Raw genomic sequence first — 18,056 nt, forward strand, 5'->3', positions numbered from 1 at the left:
ATGATCGGATTGATCCTGTCACTGTACTTTGTAAATATGTACAGTCGCAGGAAAGGAAGAAAAACAGCCGTACCTGAAGGGTACCAGTCGCTCCTGGAAGAGCATGTACGCTACTATCAACAGCTTACCTCCGCGGAAAAAACGCGGTTTGAATCCATGGTACAACGCTTCCTCAAAAGAACAAGCATAGAAGGCGTAGGTACCGAAGTAGAACCGCTGGACCGTGTACTCGTGGCCGCCAGCGCCATCATTCCCATCTTCGGATTTAAAGACTGGGAATATTTCAATCTTACTAACGTAATCCTCTACCCCGATACTTTTGATGAAACCTATCAGTACGAAGGTAATCGCCGTAACATTCTCGGCATGGTAGGCAGCGGCGCCTTAAATGGACAAATGATCCTCTCCCGCTCCGCATTGCGGGAAGGGTTCTCCAACACCACCGATAAAAACAATACCGCCATTCATGAATTTGTACATCTCCTGGATAAAACCGATGGTTCCATTGATGGCTTCCCCACCAAATTGCTGGATCATAGCTACAGTATTCCGTGGATGAAACTGGTGCATCAAACGATACAACAGATTTCAGAGGGGCATACGGATATTAATCCCTATGCCGCAATGAATGAAGCAGAGTTTTTTGCGGTGATATCGGAATACTTTTTTGAGCGGCCGGATTTGCTGGCGGAGAAACATCCGGAGTTGTATGAGATGCTGGCCCGGATGTTCAGGCAGGACCCAGTGGGAAAGGTGGGATGATTTTTTTCTCCAGGCGTCAGCAATGAGTTTGCTGGCGCCTGGGGATATAACGGGCAAATTTTCAAACAGTTGCGTTCTTTTTAATTAGGTTCTTAAAAAAGCTCCAGTTCAATATTATAAATAATACCATCAGGAATAAGCAATAAGGTTGTATTACCAGATCCAATCCTTTACCTTCAATGGTAAATCCAAATCTAACCCTTGTAATTATTGGTGTAAATGCGGCCTGGCTAAAGATTCCCAAAACAGTGCAAAAAAGGTCGCCAATGTATTTACAAGAAGTTTGTATCGCAATGATATCAGATCTATCAGAATTAAAACAAGTCCGATATAATGCTCATAAGAAAAAATTATATTGCTCGTCCTCACAGTATATATACTATATAACATTAATCCTGTTATTATAATAAAGGGAATGTAAGGCACTATTTTCTTCATAATATTTACCATTTAATGAAACCATTAAAGAGATCCGCCTACTTTAGCTTGATTCTACAAACCTTCGTCCTCTTTAGACTCCCAAAAGCTCTGAGCTGTAAAATACATGTATATACGCCGGGCCGCTTCTATAGCGGCATCTTTAGGCTGCCTAAATATATTACGATCTAACGGTTGTTTTTTTAATGCCACATTCCCTCAAATTGTTTAACAAAATCCTATTAATGATTCTAAAAGAAAATACTATAAGCTCCCCAATATAATAGCACAACAATTATCATTAAGTAGCAAATAATATCCTTTGATGTATTCTTCCTTAAAAATGCCCAACAAAGCAAAACGTGAATAAATCCGATTATTGAATAAATAGAAATGAGCAATGTCTTGTCAGCATTAGCATTTGATGCCATACCTGAGCTAAATGCGATGAATAGAAAGGCCAGAGAACCAATAAAAAAGAAAAGCACGTTTAACAAAAGATTCTTTATCATCTTTTCTTATTTAATTTATCGAGCCATGATATCTATCCGATTATCATGGAAAGCGGTTTATTATATAATTTGAAAACTCTCCGCTATACCTTCTATTACTTTATTATAAAAAACTTCCTCTTCCGGCTCTTGTAAAACAAGGGATAGCAAATAAACCATTTTCCCATCTGGAACATAAAGTCTATACGTTTTGATCTGCTTATCGCCTCGCATAACATATTGTATAACCTTCTTTGCTTTTATATTATTTACAACTACATCAGTAGCAGTACCACGAATAGATGGAAAATGGTTATTAAAATATTGTGTTCCTTTCAATGCAAGACTATCCAATGATCCACTCCCCTTCTCCACTATAGAAATATTGAGCCCAAGTTTGAAGTTAACACTATCATTATCGGTATAGGCAGTCAATGGGGAGTATGCCGTGATATTTTCATATATGATCCAGCCTTTAGGAAGATTCAACTTTAATGGCCTGTTGATATACTTCTCCCATTCAATGCTAAAGGAAGTATCCTTTAGCTTATAGTTCCAGATCCCTATTTTCAAATCATCGCTATACTCCCCGGAAGAAGTAATTACTCCATCGGGAGATAAAAATTTCCATTCACCTTCTTTCGCCAAGTCCTTGTCTAAGGTACCTTCACTTGCAATGCGCCCTGTTTTATAATAGGAAACATATTTAGCTTCGTCTTTAGACAGGACTATAATCTTACTTTCCAACTTACCATCCGGAAAAAAAGTTTTATTAACTTCCTTTTTTTGTTGACAGCTACACATTGTGTTCAACAGAGCTATTAAACAAAAAAGATTAGTCTTCACGCCTTCAATATTTATTTGAAATATTAACTGATTATCTTAATAAACGGGAATTACTTCAATAGTAACTGCAAATTAAGCCTATATCGCATTAAAACTATAGGCTTATTCCCTCCGCTCAATCAACTTTTGACCAGAAGAATCAAAATGAGACAAAACATGGAATATATTTAGAACCATCCACCATTGCACTTTGCGGCAATCTTAAAGAGATCATTCTACCCAATTATGTTCTATTGGCTTTATTATTCTTCCAATTATTCTACATTTAAAATTATCAAATGCTGTGTAAGAAGAAATTCTAAAATCAGTTTTTACAGTTATTATAATATGTCTACTGCTATTGTCTGATACTTTCATCCACTTTGACTTAAATCCGTTTTCAAACAATAACCTTACACTATCTATTGATTGGTATGAACCAATACAAGAGGCCGCCATAGGCAAACATCTTATACTATCTGCATTAACATTTACAAAGGCATCTGTCAACAACGTTCCTTTTTGATTTCTAACAACATCAATCCGAAATCCATTTACAGTATCATTTGAATATACTATATATGCAGGAACATCATCTTTAGAAATATCACTATTTAACATCAACACTTTTTCAGAAATGATCCACTTACCATTGCTGAATAAGTTCCGGTTAAAAGTGCTAAACTCATATTGATATCGTCCATTTTTAAACAACAAAAGCTGCATATGCAAATACCTATCCTTAGCGTCATACTCATATTTAAGTTTAACGCCTTTCATTACATCTGATTTTGTTGCAGTAACTTCTATTAAGTCTTGTCCTGATACAGCAAATGACAAAAGAAGAAAAAGGAATGTTAAAACTACTTTCATAATCTCATCTATTTTTTTAATAAATCACCATATCTATATTCGGGTCCAGTACCATTTGCGGTACTGAATTTATTAGCTTGGTCTACTGCATCCTTTACAGTCATATTAACATTATTTTTATTTAGTTTCATAAAATGTGCTAATCTATCATCAAAGTATTTCATATATACAGCTGCAGGCGTACTTAAGGAAATGGATATATCTTTTAGGTTTGTGTTAGTTGGTTTTTGTCTAATCAATTCACTATTATAAAACCCATCAACAACACGATTGGCAGTTCCCCTATCTAAAAACAAATACCCTGTGTTGTACGCAACAACTTCATCTGATAGATCATAAAGTCCATTGCCCCCTTGAATTAACTCACCATTCAAATAAGAAAATCCATGTCTAAATTCGTGAGCCATAGTCTCTAGCGATTTCGAACTTTTACCAAGTCTTATATTAACCCTCATTTTTTCTAAATCATAATCGGTTTCCGCAGCAGAACCTGGATTCGGCATTTCGCTTGAAACATTAAATTCTACAGCAGAACTCTCCATCTCATTCCATTGCGCATTTAACTCTCCATGTCGGTTAATCAATTCTGTTAATTGTCCAATCTGTTTCTGTACGTTTTTATCGGATGACGCCAAATCAAGGCCTTTTAATTCTTTCATGTAATTACCTATCCTAGTATTGTTTTCCTTTCTTAATCGCTTATAAGTATCCTCAACTGTTGAATTAGCCCAAGCAAAGTAATCGCCGAGCCAATCTGTGTTTTTGATCGGATTATTTCCCATAGAAATGTAGGGGCTTTCCGTGTGAACGATCTTAGGGTCAATTTGCAAAAATCTTCCTATTTGGGGATCTAACGTTCTGTAAAAAGTTTCGTATTGATTTAAATCAAAATCAGTATTTTTCTCAATCCCATTAAATCCATATCTATTTTCTAATTTCCCCATGGCCTTACAAGATATTCCCGCCATCGTCAACCCAAAAGGATAATAATGTGTCTCCTCCAACAACGGTCCACTACTATGTGATACCACCAGGTTATCAAAGAACACATCCTGTGCACTTTCATTACTAGTATAAATATAGATAAATCCTGTCTTTTTAATCACCATTTTGTCAGTAGCCAGTGTCTGTAATACATCCGGCGTTCCCTGTACCTGCTTTACGCCACTATTCTCATTAACCATCACAAACTGGTCATCGAACAGTGCATAATTAAGATATGACTTAGGCTTATCCAACAAATTTTGCGACGGATCCTTCTGTTTCAAATTGTCATATGCAGAGTTGTTAAATGTCACCGCCATTGGAGAACCAGGACCAGTGGCTGCATGCGCACCGTCTCTAATTCCTCCACTGCCGAATGCCTGCAGCAGGGCCGCCAACATATCAGTAGTAGTGGTTGCGGGTGTGCTGGCAGCAGTACTTTTATAAAATGCCTTGCTGCCTATCTGCAGCGTATCTCCCGCCATCACTCTCAGTACCAGAGACGGGCCAATCTTCTGTCCGTTTGTCGCATTCAGTCTGGCTACATAGTCATTAGGAGATGTAGTGGCATCTGTCGGATAGCCGACAGGTTTTGGAATGCGGGTGTTATCAAGATTACTGAACAAGGCTTTTTCAACAGGCGCCTGAGCTGTTTCCATCGTGGCCGCATACACACCAACATCAGATTGTTCTGTTAACACCACACGTATATCTCCCAGGTGATCTTTTACAAAATAATCATATCTATATGCCACTGGTTGTCCTGTCTTAAAAACAGCGCGAATACGGCCTTCTTCATGCGCTAAAAACTGTAAGGTATCATTCTCATAGACAAATCCATTGATATAATCAGTGGTTGTCACCTTTGGCACTGCGCCCATACTATCTGTCACTATCTTCTCCAGCTTATTACCACTGGCATCATAACGGTACACAATGCTACCTTTACCTGTAATGGCAATACTTTGTGGCAGATTCAGATGATTATAAGATATAGCACGGATATTTTTATTAAAGTCGCTTTTCAGGTTGCCGCTTGTATCGTAGTTATAATCATTATTACCCGTACCGTTGATCTCTTTGAAGTCACCTAACGCGGAGGTAGGATCATTGACTGCATCAGCCACACCTTGCAACTTATTGCTGACCTGGTTTTGCTGATAAGTGTACGTGAGTTGGTCTATTGTACTGCGGGTTATGCCCTTCATCCCTTTTTGCGTCATGCTTAGGATGTTTCCATTGGCATCATACGCAGATGCAGGATTAATGCCGTTGCCCATCGTTACGGTGAAGTCAATTCTGCTGTTATTCCAGATTCCTCCATCATTTTGCGCAAAATCAGCTTTTAGCAACCGGTTAGCCGGATCATAATTATAGCCGTAGGCACGACTTATATCGGCAGACTTACTTTTCCATTTTATACCGGCGATGTTTCCGTTGTATTGATTTTTCTGGAAGCCATCATCGTAATTCAGCTCCTGTCCAAACCAGTTTGAGGTACTACCAACATTATTTACATAGTTTTTGTTAATCCCCTTCAGCCAACCATGAATATTATACTCATAATCCAGTGTCTCAAGAAGCACATTATTTTTTACCCCGATATTTTTACGTTTCAATTGCCCCAGTTCGTCATAAGCATTCTGTGTAACTACCCTTCGGGTAAGCGAATCATCGTTTAATTGCTTAGTTACCTGCATCAACCTACCTACATTGTCATACATCATCATCGTGAGCACGGTTGTTTGGGGAGTGGTACCGCTTCTCGTATTCTTATGACGCAGATAATTACTAAGCAATTTTCCGTTAAAATCATACAGATTAGTCAGGATATCCTGGCCGCCACTTATGTTATCTGAAGTCACCTGTGCCACCCTACCTTTATCATTATAGTACGTGGTAGTCGTAAGCCATTTGTCAGTGCCTAGTACTCTTACTTTTATGCCTGTTACCAATCCAGTTGTAACGCTGCTAATACTTCCTACAGATTCAGCATACGGATTAGCGCCTGCCTTTGGTTTAGTGGAATCTGCTGCCAGGTAGGGCTGCACTCCCGCAAAGCCGTAATCATTGTAGTAGGTATAGCTGAGCGGAGTTAAATCATTAATGGAAATACCCAGCAGTGGATTACTGATAGTTATAGCTGTTTGGCCCTCAGTAACATTAGGATTAATAAGCACCTGCAGTGAATCAGCCAAACCCGAATCAAAACCGCTTTCCAGGATAACACTTTGTGTTGCCTGGTAAATGGGCCTGTCATGGACAGCTACTACCAGATCTGCGACACCGGGAAAAGTATAAGCGAGGGACTGGGAGCTGGTAGCGGCATTCATGGCTGTTTGCAGGGATGCCCTGGTGGCCACGGAATTATTATACAAAGCCGTCATGGTGAGTCGGTTAAGTCCGTCGTAAAAAGTAACGAGCCATTGAGGTGTGGTGTTGGTTCTAAGATTGCCATCTCTGCTGAATACCAGTCTGTCTCTTAAATCATACACCATTTCGGTTGAATCGGCTCCCGGCATTTTTTTCATAATCAGCCGGTTTCTGCTATCATATCTGTATAAAAAACATAACTCCCGTATAATAATATCTGTTATTACCCAACTGCTTTTTATCAGCTCTACCGCTTTTGGGGGAATTACGCAACGAAGGTCACCCAGATCATCATATACATAATAGGTACATAAACAGCTATCATGACCGGCTGGAATACCAGTACCCAATCCCACTTTCTTCAATACCACCCGACCTTCTTTGTCTTTAAACTCAACGATAGGACTACCACGTTCATCCATAGTCACATTCTTATACAACTGGCCGGGGGCGTAAATTTGGGCGCTGACCGGCTTTATTGCTGCAACAGGCATATTCCAGATCCTCACACTATCAGCGGTTGTATTTACCAGGTATTGCTGGGTGGTGGGCCGGTTGCCTCCTGTCGATGCCCAGTTGTTACCAGCTGAATAAGATTTAAGTATACGGTTTAAGGGAGATGCTTCATATGCTACCTGATTGTAATAAATACTTTCTCCGGCCGTACCAGGATTCAGTATCGAATCCTTATAGAATGTTTTTTGACTATTAAATGGATCTGTTTTGAACTTACCATCACTGCTATTACCTGACTGCTGCACATAGGGAAGATACCTGTATTGTTCTCTACCTAATGAATCATATATAACAGGAGTTACCATATCTTTTCCGCTCGAGCTGACACCCTTACTTACCGTTTGTAATACTCTGGCAAGACCATCAAAATATTGCGTGGTCTGTTTTACTTCCGCGGTTGTACGACTGGCAGCTTTCACCGCTGCCGTATCAGTAGTGGGCATGGAGGGTTCCCAGGTGCGTATATAGTTAATGACGCTGCTCCCGTAGGCACTAGGCACATTGACGGGTGTTGCCGCCGACCTGCTACTGCCGGTTGGGAAATTTTGTGCAGCTAAGGAGGTCGCACACACGATACCAAGCAGTATTCCGAATATTTTTTTTATGTTGAGATAGATACCAGGCATATCGCTAATTTTAAATAGGGTTATTGGGTCAGGGAAACCTGATATTGATAGTCATATTGTTTTACGATCCGGCCATCCTGATCATTTACCGTTATAAGTCTTCCCAGACCATCATAGGTATAATATAAGATGGTATTCCGCGCATCACATTGGCTGGTCATCCCCACCAAAGGTGAATAAGTATAGGTAGTCATTTGTGTGGAAGAAGGAAAGAGCCGTAATTCATCAATCAATGCCGTACCACTGACGGTAAGATTTTGAACAGTTGGGGTAAATTTATATTCATAGAGTGTCCATCCTTTGCGTTGTGTTTTGATAGTGGCCTGCGCGCCATTGATGCTAACGGTTCCTCCTTTTGCCCAGAAGGTAACATAGTACTCAGTGCCAAGCACTACATTTGTTTTTGTGATACTGCCGTTGCTTAATGAATAGGCATATTGCCCTGTAATAGCATCCGCATTATTGCGCTGGCTACCCGCTACTGTCCATCCGCCGTTGTTGTCTGCCTCGAAACTGGTATACGCAATGCTTTGTTTTCCTGCATTAACAGCGCTGGCCGCCAATAAACAGCTATTATAATCCCACAACAGGGAGGTGACAAATCCATCTTTTACAAATTCCTGCACATTGCCCAATGGGTCAAATGCGGTGATATTATATTGGCTTTTCAACAGGGTATCCTCCCCTCTCGTAGTAATGTATTTATATGGTTGTACAATCAGGCTGTTGTTGTCCTGCAGTTTATAGTCAATGGTATTACGCATCTGAACAACGCCGCTTCTTGAGGACGCTACGTCAGCAGGAAGCGATATATTATTGCGGCTCTTAACCGAATCGGATAATGCATTTGAATTAAGCTGCCAATAATACTTGAAGGCAGTACTTAGTGTTTCTCCTTTGCTGGATTGACTAATGTTCTCTTTAAGAAGTGTATAAGGCGCTGTGTTATATGTATTCGTGCTGGTTGACTGCAATAATCCAGGCCCATTCAGCGCATATGTTGTCTCTACCGTAGATAACAGTTTTTTCTCCTGGTAAACAATTGGATAATCATTGATATAATATGCCTCGTATTCCACCGGTTGGGGAGGCTCCCATTGACAAAGAGAAGTATAAATTTTCTTTACATTGAAATTATATCCGAGTCGCTGATATGTTTCCTCATATGTTTTCCGGATCGTCTTTTGGACTGTTATATTATTTGTATTCCTGTTCCGTGCGTAAAAGGTAGTTAAGGTATCTCCTATTAAATAATCAGGAAGAATACCATACGGGGTATTGGCAATACGCCCATTTCGCATACCAGCATAAAAAATCGGGTTGTATTTGTATCGGTATTCTACGGATCTGTCAATGGAATCTTTACCCTCCGTTGTTTCTATCACCGACACATGATAACAGGTATTTGTGCCGATCAATGACGTAGGCGTATTTGTATTATTGGTACGAACCAGGTAGGAACACGAAGTATATTCATCGCAATTCCATAACCCTCCGCAACTTCTGAACATAGGGATCCTGGAAGAACTCACAAATTTGGGCTCAGGTTGGATCCGGAACGTTGAGTACTTCCCAGTTTCTTTATAAGCGTATCTATAGGTTCTTCTGAATTCAGTTTTAGCAACATTGTCTTTACTGATAATGGCGCCTACACTGAGTCCTCCTATCGGAGCATCCCTCATTAACGTGTCTGGCGGGGCGGATTGATAGTAGATAGTTACCAAAGACCTTACCAGGGATCCCGCTGCAGTCAATCTTACATGATAGCCTATAGAATCCAGTGCAACAGAATCCGGTGTCTGCGCATTATTTACCGGCATGGCCGTTTTAGAGTAAATAGCATAGTCATTATCATACAGTAGATATATTCCCCCTTCATTATGAGAAGCCGGCCTGGTGGGATCCGGATTTACCACTTTGAAATCAACGACTGCTTTTTGTTTGAAAGTACTTATAAAATCACCATTATTTTCCTCCACAGTACTCGTTCCTGATCCTGTTACACTGCCAACATAGGTCGCCGGGTGTTTGACAATGTATTGCTCCCTGGTTCTATTAAAAGCGTACACAATGCTGTCGTACCCCCCGGTAGGGTATACAATTTTGTTCAGCAAACCATACTGCATTTTAGTCGTATCGGGAGTACGGTTGCCAAACCTGGCAGGATAACCTTCCGAATAATAAGTCAGATCTGGATATTCATCGGTAACGGGTGTTAAAAGATAACTATTGTTAATACCGTTATTATAACCAAAGTAATCCTGAGCACCAGAAAGACGGGCAGGCAACTGGTTGCCATTTAAATAAGAAAAGGCGTAATCATAACTGGGTGATGCATCTTCGAGAGACGGTGTAATGCTGAGTTTATCCAATGCCAGCCGGTAAAGGAGTGATGAATCGTTGTTCATTCCATTCACGTTGAGAAAATTACCAAAACTGGCTGCTTTAAAATAGATGTAACTGAATCTGGCTGTTCTGATAAAGTCTCCTTTATTGTTAATCAGTGAGATGGCGTTTAACCACTGTCCACCCGGTATATCTTTCCTGGGACTGGCAAAATCTTCTCCATAATCAAACTGGAGAGATCCGTTTCTGAAATTTATCTGCGAGAGTAACTTAGCGTTAATCGTCTGATTGGTAAAGCAATTATCAAAGGTCCCTGAAAACCGCTGACAGCCCATACCGGCAGAGCCATCTGAGCAGGCCCATGCTTCAGACGCTATTGCTATAGATTCGGTTTCACTGACATCTACATTATAGGAATGAAAATTACTGATGTATTGAAAAGTGATGGTATCCTGTCCCGGCTGAATAATACTGGATAAATACCAGGCATTACCCACCTTAACAGTCCTCCCGGAAGTTCTGTCCGCACAATGAGAACCACCTCTCTGATAGGTGGAAGTATCGCAGTCATTAAACGAATAATGAATGCCCTTGTCATCAATAATTTCAATACCACGCCGTAAATTACTAAGCGTAGTAACTACTTTGTAATTCTTATCTTCCAGTAAAATCGCTTTGCCATCGGGGCCAAAGATGAATCGGCCGGAAATCATTCCATTAACAGAAAAGTCAAAAACATCGCTTTCCCTATCTGTTTCCGCATTCAGATAATTCAATGTGGCTCTGTCATAATTTTCAGGATCTGGTTTGGTAAAATTATTGGGATAAATACTACTCGTCCTGGTTTCATCAGGTAACCCATAACAGGTCCTGCTTACCACACCGCCATAGTTCAGGCTCCATCCCAAACCAACAATACCCGCCGCTTCGTTCACTTTAATTCCGGTGGAAGCATAGTTTAATGTCACCGGCAAACTCAAAAATCTCGACTTAACATTAAAAAGAGGAATGGCCACATTCGGCGTTCCTGATGACAGGTTCACGTTCACGTCCCCACCTTTATTCATGGTAGCTGCATTTACCGGCGGAGGGTAAAGGGCATTAGGATTAAAGTTATACGCATTATCTCCTCCGGGTGGTGTTGCAGTTCTGGTTTGCACCTGAGAAAATACGGGCATACGGCTGCTAATGATCAATACAACTGTTAGTGCCACGAAAAGTATACTCCTCGTCATTTGTTGATAGGGGGGACAATGTCTCATCTCAATATGGTAAAAGTTTAGGACTGCTTATTTCTACTATGATAAATCAGCCATCCCTTGGTTGAAAATACTATCTCTTAAAAGTTATAGCCCAGCCTCACCTTTATCGGATCCGTTCTGGGCACATGCGAATTATACAAAAAGTCAAACAACACCATCATATTCCCTTTCAGCTTACTATTAATCTTATACTTCTTACTAATACCTATCAACCCGCTCTGTGTCCACTTCTGCCCCAGTCCTTCAGGTACTCCTGCATAATCCGGCTGATAATTCTGCTCATAGCCACCATTCAGGAAAAAAGTGCCTTTGAGTTTCCAGTCGATAAAAGAACGGATTCCCATACCCTGACCGGAGAACCGGATGTTATCAAACCCGGTACCCATGCCCAGTTTATACGAAAGACCAATACCCGCACTACCGTTTTTATGGAATTTATAGGCCGCCTGTCCGGCCAGATCACCGGTGGTGGGGAAGAACTTATTACTGCGCTGAAACTGTACGTTGCTGCCAAATTCCAACCGTTGTAAGAAGCTTTTGGTCTTCATTTCTTTGGGTTTGAAGTCCGGCATTTCAGCGGCGTTGTCCAAATCAGGAAACTTACTCTTCAGCTCATCAAATTTGCTGCGGGCTTCTGCCATCTGCTGGCTCACTGCGGCACTGGCATTGGGCCCGCTGCCAATACGTTGCTGGATAAGTTGCTCCACTTGGCTACGGGTTTGTAATCCCTCCAGGCTTTGTGCAGAGGCGGTGGCGCCCTGTATATTAAACAGACTGGCCAGTTGTGAATGCTTTTGCATGAAGTCATTATAGGCAGGTAACTTCTTAATGACCTCCATCGCTTTCTGCTCAGCTTTCTTCTTATCTTTAAAAACTTCTTTATATTCTTTCAGTTGCTGTGCATAATAGTAGGCTTCTTTGTTCATCTTCTGCAGATCTTTCGTGAACCCGGTATACTGCGCTAATTGCTCTTTCAGCAACTGTTTACGCTCCCGGATATACGCCTTGATCTGTTCTGCCTGTGCGAGTTTATCTTTCAGGTTGTCTACGGATTTTAAAGACCCGTTTAGCTTATCTGTTACGCCTTTGGATTGCGCCAGGAGTCCTTTTGATTGTTTTAAAAAGGCCAGGGAGTTACCCAAACTATCAAGATAAGCCCCACCTCCTGATTGTGACAGGGCGCCGGAATACTTTCCAAGCTTACCTTTCATGCGTGACTTAAGACTCCCTAATGAATCAATAGAATGCGCAAAAAGGTTATTCGCTTTCAGGGAATCAATTCGTCCTAACCGGCGTTTTAGCTTTTCCTCCTGCTTCATAAACCGGCTCAACGCCTGTTCACTGCGTTTGGAAATCTGTCGTTCCATTTTGTCGGATTTCTGTTTTACCTGCGAAAGATATTTCCCCGGTATAGGGGTGATCTTCTTCATCAGGCTATCCTGTGCCTGAGCAGCAAAGGAGCAGAGAAACAAGGACAGGACAAGGGGGCAGAGAAATTTCATGACGGGTATATTATTATTTAACACTCACTTTTTCTTTAAGGTCTTTCATTTCATTTGTCAGCGTGTTAATTTTCTTATTCATTTCGATAATATATAACATCTGCTCTTCTATCTTCTGTAATAACTTTTGGTTGATTTCACCCAGATCAATGCCATCTTTTGTCACTTCCACAGCACTTGGAATATTGGGAAGATGCTTATTGATGCTGATGAAATCTTCTACTTCCTGTAAAGTGGGTAACTTATAATCTGGGKCAAAAACAAAATCTGCCCAGGGGGTTACCTGCGTAACTTTTACCTTACGTGCACCAATGGTGCCTTCCACGGCAAGTTTATATGGACCTGGGGCGGTAGTACCGATACCAACGTTTCCAATATTATTGATCATCATTCTAACAGGTGCATTGGCATCAACTCTGCCTGTTTCGAAGAATATATTAGCGGAAGCGGTAGCGGCCGAGATATGAAGATTACGATAACTTTCAAAAACAGCTGCCATTCTGAAGGTATTTACAGTATGGGTATTATTTGCTGTCCCAAGATAAACAAGTGAATTAGCCAGCGCTTTGTTCTCAAATCTGATAAAATTACTCTCTGTGCTATCCGTCGTTTCAATGGCTAATCTTGTTGAAGGTGCTGTTGTTCCTATACCTACATAACCATTTGGTTTAAATGCCATCCAGGGATTGTCAACAGCTACAGGTGCGCTGGTGCTACCTCCAATATAACCATAGGTGAGGGTTCCTCCAGAGGCCATAACTCCAAATGACAGCATTTTTCCTGTTCCACTTCTGGAAATACTGATTTCCCTGTTCCAGCCACCTGCATAGTCGACATCCAGGTTTATTCCCCATGGATATCCCGTTGGATTAGTCAGTTTTATATTACCTCCATTAACATGCAATAAAGCGCTCGGAGTAGTTGTTCCAATACCTGCATTACCGGTAGAATCCAGCCTATTCGTTCTCTGGCCGCTGGCATTCAGACATGCAGCAAAAAGCAAGGACAAAAAGAAGACGTGCTTCATAGCTAAGGGTATAATTTTATTATGGCTTATTTTTCAAGGTTAATACTGCTACCTAAATAGAATAAATACGTAAAATCGTTCCGAACACTAATGGAGTAAAAGCTACAGTTAATTCAATTATAAAACAATACAAACCGGTTAACATTATTTGCAAAGGAAGTAACTTATTACAAACAAATCACTACAACTTTAGTTGTATTAAATCCATGATAGACAAAATTTTAAGTAGCACTAACCCGATATCTACCCTGCATAAAACATCTTATTTTCGCACCATGCCAATCACTCACCTCATAGTTATCAAGACTGCCAAACCCGCCGCACAGGCTGAGTTTTATACCCGTCTTGGATTTGAATTTCACTATCACCAACACGGTACCGGTCCTTTTCATTATGCAAGTACCGGCGAAGGTGTGGTCCTGGAGATTTATCCCTTGCCCAAAGGAGTAACAGTAGCGGATAATACTACCCGATTAGGTTTTACGGTAGATGAACTGGATAACCTGATGAAGACCTTGCCCACGGAGTACATCATTACGGTGGCAACACAAACAGAATGGGGTTACACTGCCCTGGTAAAGGATCTGGATGGCAGGAAGATAGAACTCCTCCAAAAATAAAAAAGCCGTTCTTACAAAGTGTAAGAACGGCCAAAATAATTCAGAAAATGATTACAGCGTTTTCACTCTCATATGCCTGAAACGCACCGTAGATCCATGTCCGAGGAAACCGATATGACCGGTTTCATTTTTCAGACCAGGATGATCTTTATGATCCAGTGTACCGTTTTTACGGGCATCTGCAATATCTCCATCCAGGATCACGGTACCATTCAATGTTACTTTGATATGGGTACCATCTACAATTGCTTCTTCCACATTCCATTCACCAACAGGTTTCAGGAAGCCACGTTTGGCAGCAATCACACCATATACAGAGCCATGATACTGGTATACATGCAGGTCTTTGTAAACATCTGCTTCGTTATCCAGGATCTGTAATTCCATACCCATGTAGGCCGCATCGCCTTCCAGTGGAGCACGTACACCCAAACCGTTGTTGGCGCCGGGAGTGAGCTGGAATTCAAAACGGAAAGAGAAGTTTTTATATTCATCTTTCGTATAGAGATTACCATGTCCACCGTTGGAAGGATCTATGATCAGGTCGCCGTTATCAATGACGTAGTCTTTGGTGTTACCAATCCATTCGTGCATGTTGGTACCATCGAACAACAATTTATACCCGGCTTTCTTTTCTTCATCGCTCAGCACATAAGGCTTTGGACGCGGAATTTCCTTTATATACAGATCACGGTAAGCAACGTAAGTACCATGTGCCTGCAGTTCTATCTGCTCATCAGGGAAAATGGGTAAACCACGATCCCAGTAGTTTTCCAGGATGGTGTTATCTGTTACCAGTTCGCCGTTGAGGTATACCGTTACACGATCCCCTTTCATGAGGATACGGAAATGATTCCATTCGCCGATCGCATTATCTGCCAGTTTCAGTGGCTTGCTTTCATGTTGCTGGTTGTTGTATAAACCACCGGAACCTACTTGTGCGCCTACATCTGTGCGGGACGTATCCCAGATCTGTACCTGTGGGGAACCACGGAGGTAGATACCGGCATCGCCCTGTGCAGTGATCTTCCAGTCTACCAACATTTCAAAGTCACCATATTTTTTCTCGGTGCAGAGGTTATCGCCGCTGCCACCGAATACCAGTAAACCGTCTTTCACGGACCAGCCTTTGCGCATGTTGTCATCGGCTTTCTGTTGTGCTTTAGCGAGATTTTTAACATCCATTTTGCCGCGGGCAATAGGATTTTCTACCAGTCCTTTCCAGCCACTCAGGTCTTTACCATTGAAGATGGCTACGTATCCATCGCCGGCAGGCATTTCCGCGAGGTATTTGCTGATGGACTGGCGCTGATAATCGGCATCCTGTCCTTTCAGCACCTGGGATGTTTTTTCGAGGAGCGCACGAACGGTGGCGCCGTTGTAGCTTTTATCGGCCAGTGCAATATTCATCACGGCGTTGGCTGCGGCCTGTTGCAGGGCGGTATTGTCCAGGTAGTTACCGGCGAATAATAATGCGGGCAATATTTTGCAACGCTCTGCACCTTCCAGTATTTTTTTCTGTACTACCGGTGTCGTGGATAATTCCATGGCATTGCGCAGCATCAGCAACTGTTGTTCAGCGGGGAAGGCAGAACGGCGGGTCAGTCCTACGTATCCTGCCAGTGCCTCTTCGCGGTAGTCGCTGTTGGCCTTGTCTCGGGCAATCTGTAATAATGCGGGGGCTGCGGCGGCATCTTTCCAGGAAGACAACGCCAGCAGCGCTGCTTTTTTCGTAGCGGCATCACCGTTATTAAAGGCGGATACTACTGGTGCTAAAGCTGCTTTTTCACCGATGCCCGCCAGTACAGGAAGGTAACGTGATTGTTTATCGGCAGCTACCTGCTTCATTTGTGTCAGCACATCGGCGCTGTTGGCACCGGCACTGATCAATGCCGCCTGGAGATTGCTGATATCAGTCGCATTGCTGCTATTATTCAGTAAGGTAAACAGTTCAGAGAGGTTGGATTTGGTAGCCACATCTTTCAGCGCGCTGATGGCAGCACTGCGGGTCGCGGCATCTGTGCTGGCAGTAAGTGGCAATACATCATTCACGCGGCTGTCTGCTTTACGTGCAGCCAGTACCGTTAGCAATGCTGTTTGTGCGGATGCGGGCATGGTAGCCAGTGAAGCACCGGATTGTGCGGCCACTTCATCACCAGGCATAATCAGCAGGGCATTCTTTACCGCTTCTACAGTAGTGGCGTCGCCGGTTTTCATGGTTTGCAGCAAAGCAGGTAATGCAGCAGCGCCTCCAATCTGACCAGCCGCTTTGATAGCCGCCAGTTTTACAGTTTCATCCTTGCTGCCCAGTAATTTCTGGATAGCAGGTAAAGCAGCAGCCACTTTATTATCTCCCAACATACCTACTACCGCAGCCTTACTGGCATTATCTGCACCTGCCAGTTTCTTTAACCAGAGCGCGTTACCGGCTAAGCCGTTCTGGCCTGCAAACTTCAGGGCAGCATCACGGTATTCGTGGTTTTTATCATCGGCGGCAGCTAACAGCAGGGGCATGTTCTTTTCACCACGGATGGTAGTGAGCAGTTTCAATGCGGCGGTGCGCGTATGTACCTGAGCGTCTGTTTTCGCTTGTTTCAGGATATTGTCGGCGATCTTCTCAGCTGCAGCCTTATCAGATAAGGTAGCCGCATAATAAAGATAAGAAGCCGTGGCGTCTGTCACATCGTATGCGTAACCGCTTTTGGCAGCGGCGGCAGCGAGTACCGGGGCAGAAGCAGGAGCGCCGATCTGCGCCAGTGCGTAAAGCGCCACTTTGACCAGTCGCTTGTCTGCGTCATTGGCCAGTGGCGCAATGGCAGCAGCAGCGGCGGTATAACGGCTATCACCCAACGCTTCTGTGAGGGTGATGCGGTTAAAACCTGTAGCGGCAGGCAATGCCTGTAATAAAGCCTGTTGTGCTGCCGGAGTATTGATTTTCACCAGTGCGCGGGCAGCAGGATCACAAAGACGATCGTCTGTAAGACAAGCCTGCAGCGTGCTTACGGCGGCATCGTCACCTACGGTTTGCAGCTGCGTGAGCAGGAATACCTTATTTTCCGGGTCATTGGCTTTAGGCAATGCTTTGCAGAGTGCAGTAACCGCTTGTTTACGGGCAGCTTCCTTTCCTGGTTGCGTCACATAATAAGCATATCCGGCTATCGCATACTGCAATTGCGTATTATCCCCTTTTCCGGGCGCTGCGAGCATACCGGCGATGGTAGTAAGACCTTCTTCTCCCAGGGCCGCAATCGCCTCCATATTGGCGTTAAACTGCGTTTTATTGGGGGCTGGCATCAAGGCCAGTACATCGGCTACTTTAGTATGGAAGGCACGCTGATCTGATGGCCCCTGTGCGGAAACCAGGCTACTCCAGCCAACCAGTAATGCAATGAGTAAGTGTAATATCTTTTTCATAATTCATTTACTTGTTTG

At 42.6% G+C, this 18,056-nt stretch carries 9 protein-coding genes; 2 read left to right on the forward strand and 7 right to left on the reverse strand.

All coding sequences use genetic code 11. The annotated features are described in order from the left end of the window. Complete coding sequence (locus AC1DCV_RS16460) at window positions 1–762, forward strand: M90 family metallopeptidase (protein ID WP_477024155.1); 762 nt, start codon at window positions 1–3, stop codon at window positions 760–762. Between the two features lie 989 nt (window positions 763–1,751). Here AC1DCV_RS16460 and AC1DCV_RS16465 read toward each other — a convergent pair. The 6 genes from AC1DCV_RS16465 to AC1DCV_RS16490 all read right to left on the reverse strand — a co-directional run bounded on the left by AC1DCV_RS16465 (window position 1,752) and on the right by AC1DCV_RS16490 (window position 14,004). Then, complete coding sequence (locus AC1DCV_RS16465; protein WP_477024156.1) at window positions 1,752–2,516, reverse strand: toxin-antitoxin system YwqK family antitoxin; 765 nt, start codon at window positions 2,514–2,516, stop codon at window positions 1,752–1,754. A 210-nt stretch (window positions 2,517–2,726) separates the two neighbouring features. Further along, window positions 2,727–3,368, reverse strand: a complete 642-nt coding sequence (locus AC1DCV_RS16470) for a hypothetical protein (protein WP_477024157.1) — start codon at window positions 3,366–3,368, stop codon at window positions 2,727–2,729. A gap of 8 nt (window positions 3,369–3,376) precedes the next feature. Next, window positions 3,377–7,867 carry a DUF6443 domain-containing protein gene (locus AC1DCV_RS16475; protein ID WP_477024158.1) on the reverse strand — a complete coding sequence of 1,497 codons (4,491 nt, stop codon included), beginning with the start codon at window positions 7,865–7,867 and terminating at the stop codon, window positions 3,377–3,379. Between the two features lie 20 nt (window positions 7,868–7,887). Beyond that, on the reverse strand, window positions 7,888–11,475 hold the full coding sequence (locus AC1DCV_RS16480) for an RHS repeat domain-containing protein (RefSeq protein WP_477024159.1): 3,588 nt from the start codon (window positions 11,473–11,475) through the stop codon (window positions 7,888–7,890). Between the two features lie 77 nt (window positions 11,476–11,552). After that, the gene (locus AC1DCV_RS16485) at window positions 11,553–12,977 is read right to left on the reverse strand and encodes a hypothetical protein (protein ID WP_477024160.1); all 1,425 of its coding nucleotides are present in this window, start codon (window positions 12,975–12,977) and stop codon (window positions 11,553–11,555) included. A 13-nt stretch (window positions 12,978–12,990) separates the two neighbouring features. After that, a complete protein-coding gene (locus AC1DCV_RS16490) occupies window positions 12,991–14,004 on the reverse strand; it encodes a hypothetical protein (protein WP_477024161.1) in 1,014 nt (337 codons plus the stop codon). A gap of 206 nt (window positions 14,005–14,210) precedes the next feature. Between AC1DCV_RS16490 and AC1DCV_RS16495 the strand changes: the two genes are divergently transcribed. Beyond that, the gene (locus AC1DCV_RS16495) at window positions 14,211–14,624 is read left to right on the forward strand and encodes a VOC family protein (protein WP_477024162.1); all 414 of its coding nucleotides are present in this window, start codon (window positions 14,211–14,213) and stop codon (window positions 14,622–14,624) included. Window positions 14,625–14,675: 51 nt separating this feature from the next. Here AC1DCV_RS16495 and AC1DCV_RS16500 read toward each other — a convergent pair whose 3' ends face one another. Then, complete coding sequence (locus tag AC1DCV_RS16500) at window positions 14,676–18,038, reverse strand: 3-keto-alpha-glucoside-1,2-lyase-like domain-containing protein (RefSeq protein ID WP_477024163.1); 3,363 nt, start codon at window positions 18,036–18,038, stop codon at window positions 14,676–14,678. Window positions 18,039–18,056 lie beyond the last annotated feature (18 nt).

Source organism: Chitinophaga sp. 10T418, from assembly GCF_056394125.1.

Coding starts and splice junctions, on each gene's coding strand:
- AC1DCV_RS16470 (WP_477024157.1), bottom strand. CDS start 3,368: ATGAAAGTAGTTTTAACATTCCTTTTTCTTCTTTTGTCATTTGCTGTA.
- AC1DCV_RS16485 (WP_477024160.1), bottom strand. CDS start 12,977: ATGAAATTTCTCTGCCCCCTTGTCCTGTCCTTGTTTCTCTGCTCCTTT.
- AC1DCV_RS16495 (WP_477024162.1), top strand. CDS start 14,211: ATGATAGACAAAATTTTAAGTAGCACTAACCCGATATCTACCCTGCAT.
- AC1DCV_RS16480 (WP_477024159.1), bottom strand. CDS start 11,475: ATGAGACATTGTCCCCCCTATCAACAAATGACGAGGAGTATACTTTTC.
- AC1DCV_RS16475 (WP_477024158.1), bottom strand. CDS start 7,867: ATGCCTGGTATCTATCTCAACATAAAAAAAATATTCGGAATACTGCTT.
- AC1DCV_RS16460 (WP_477024155.1), top strand. CDS start 1: ATGATCGGATTGATCCTGTCACTGTACTTTGTAAATATGTACAGTCGC.
- AC1DCV_RS16500 (WP_477024163.1), bottom strand. CDS start 18,038: ATGAAAAAGATATTACACTTACTCATTGCATTACTGGTTGGCTGGAGT.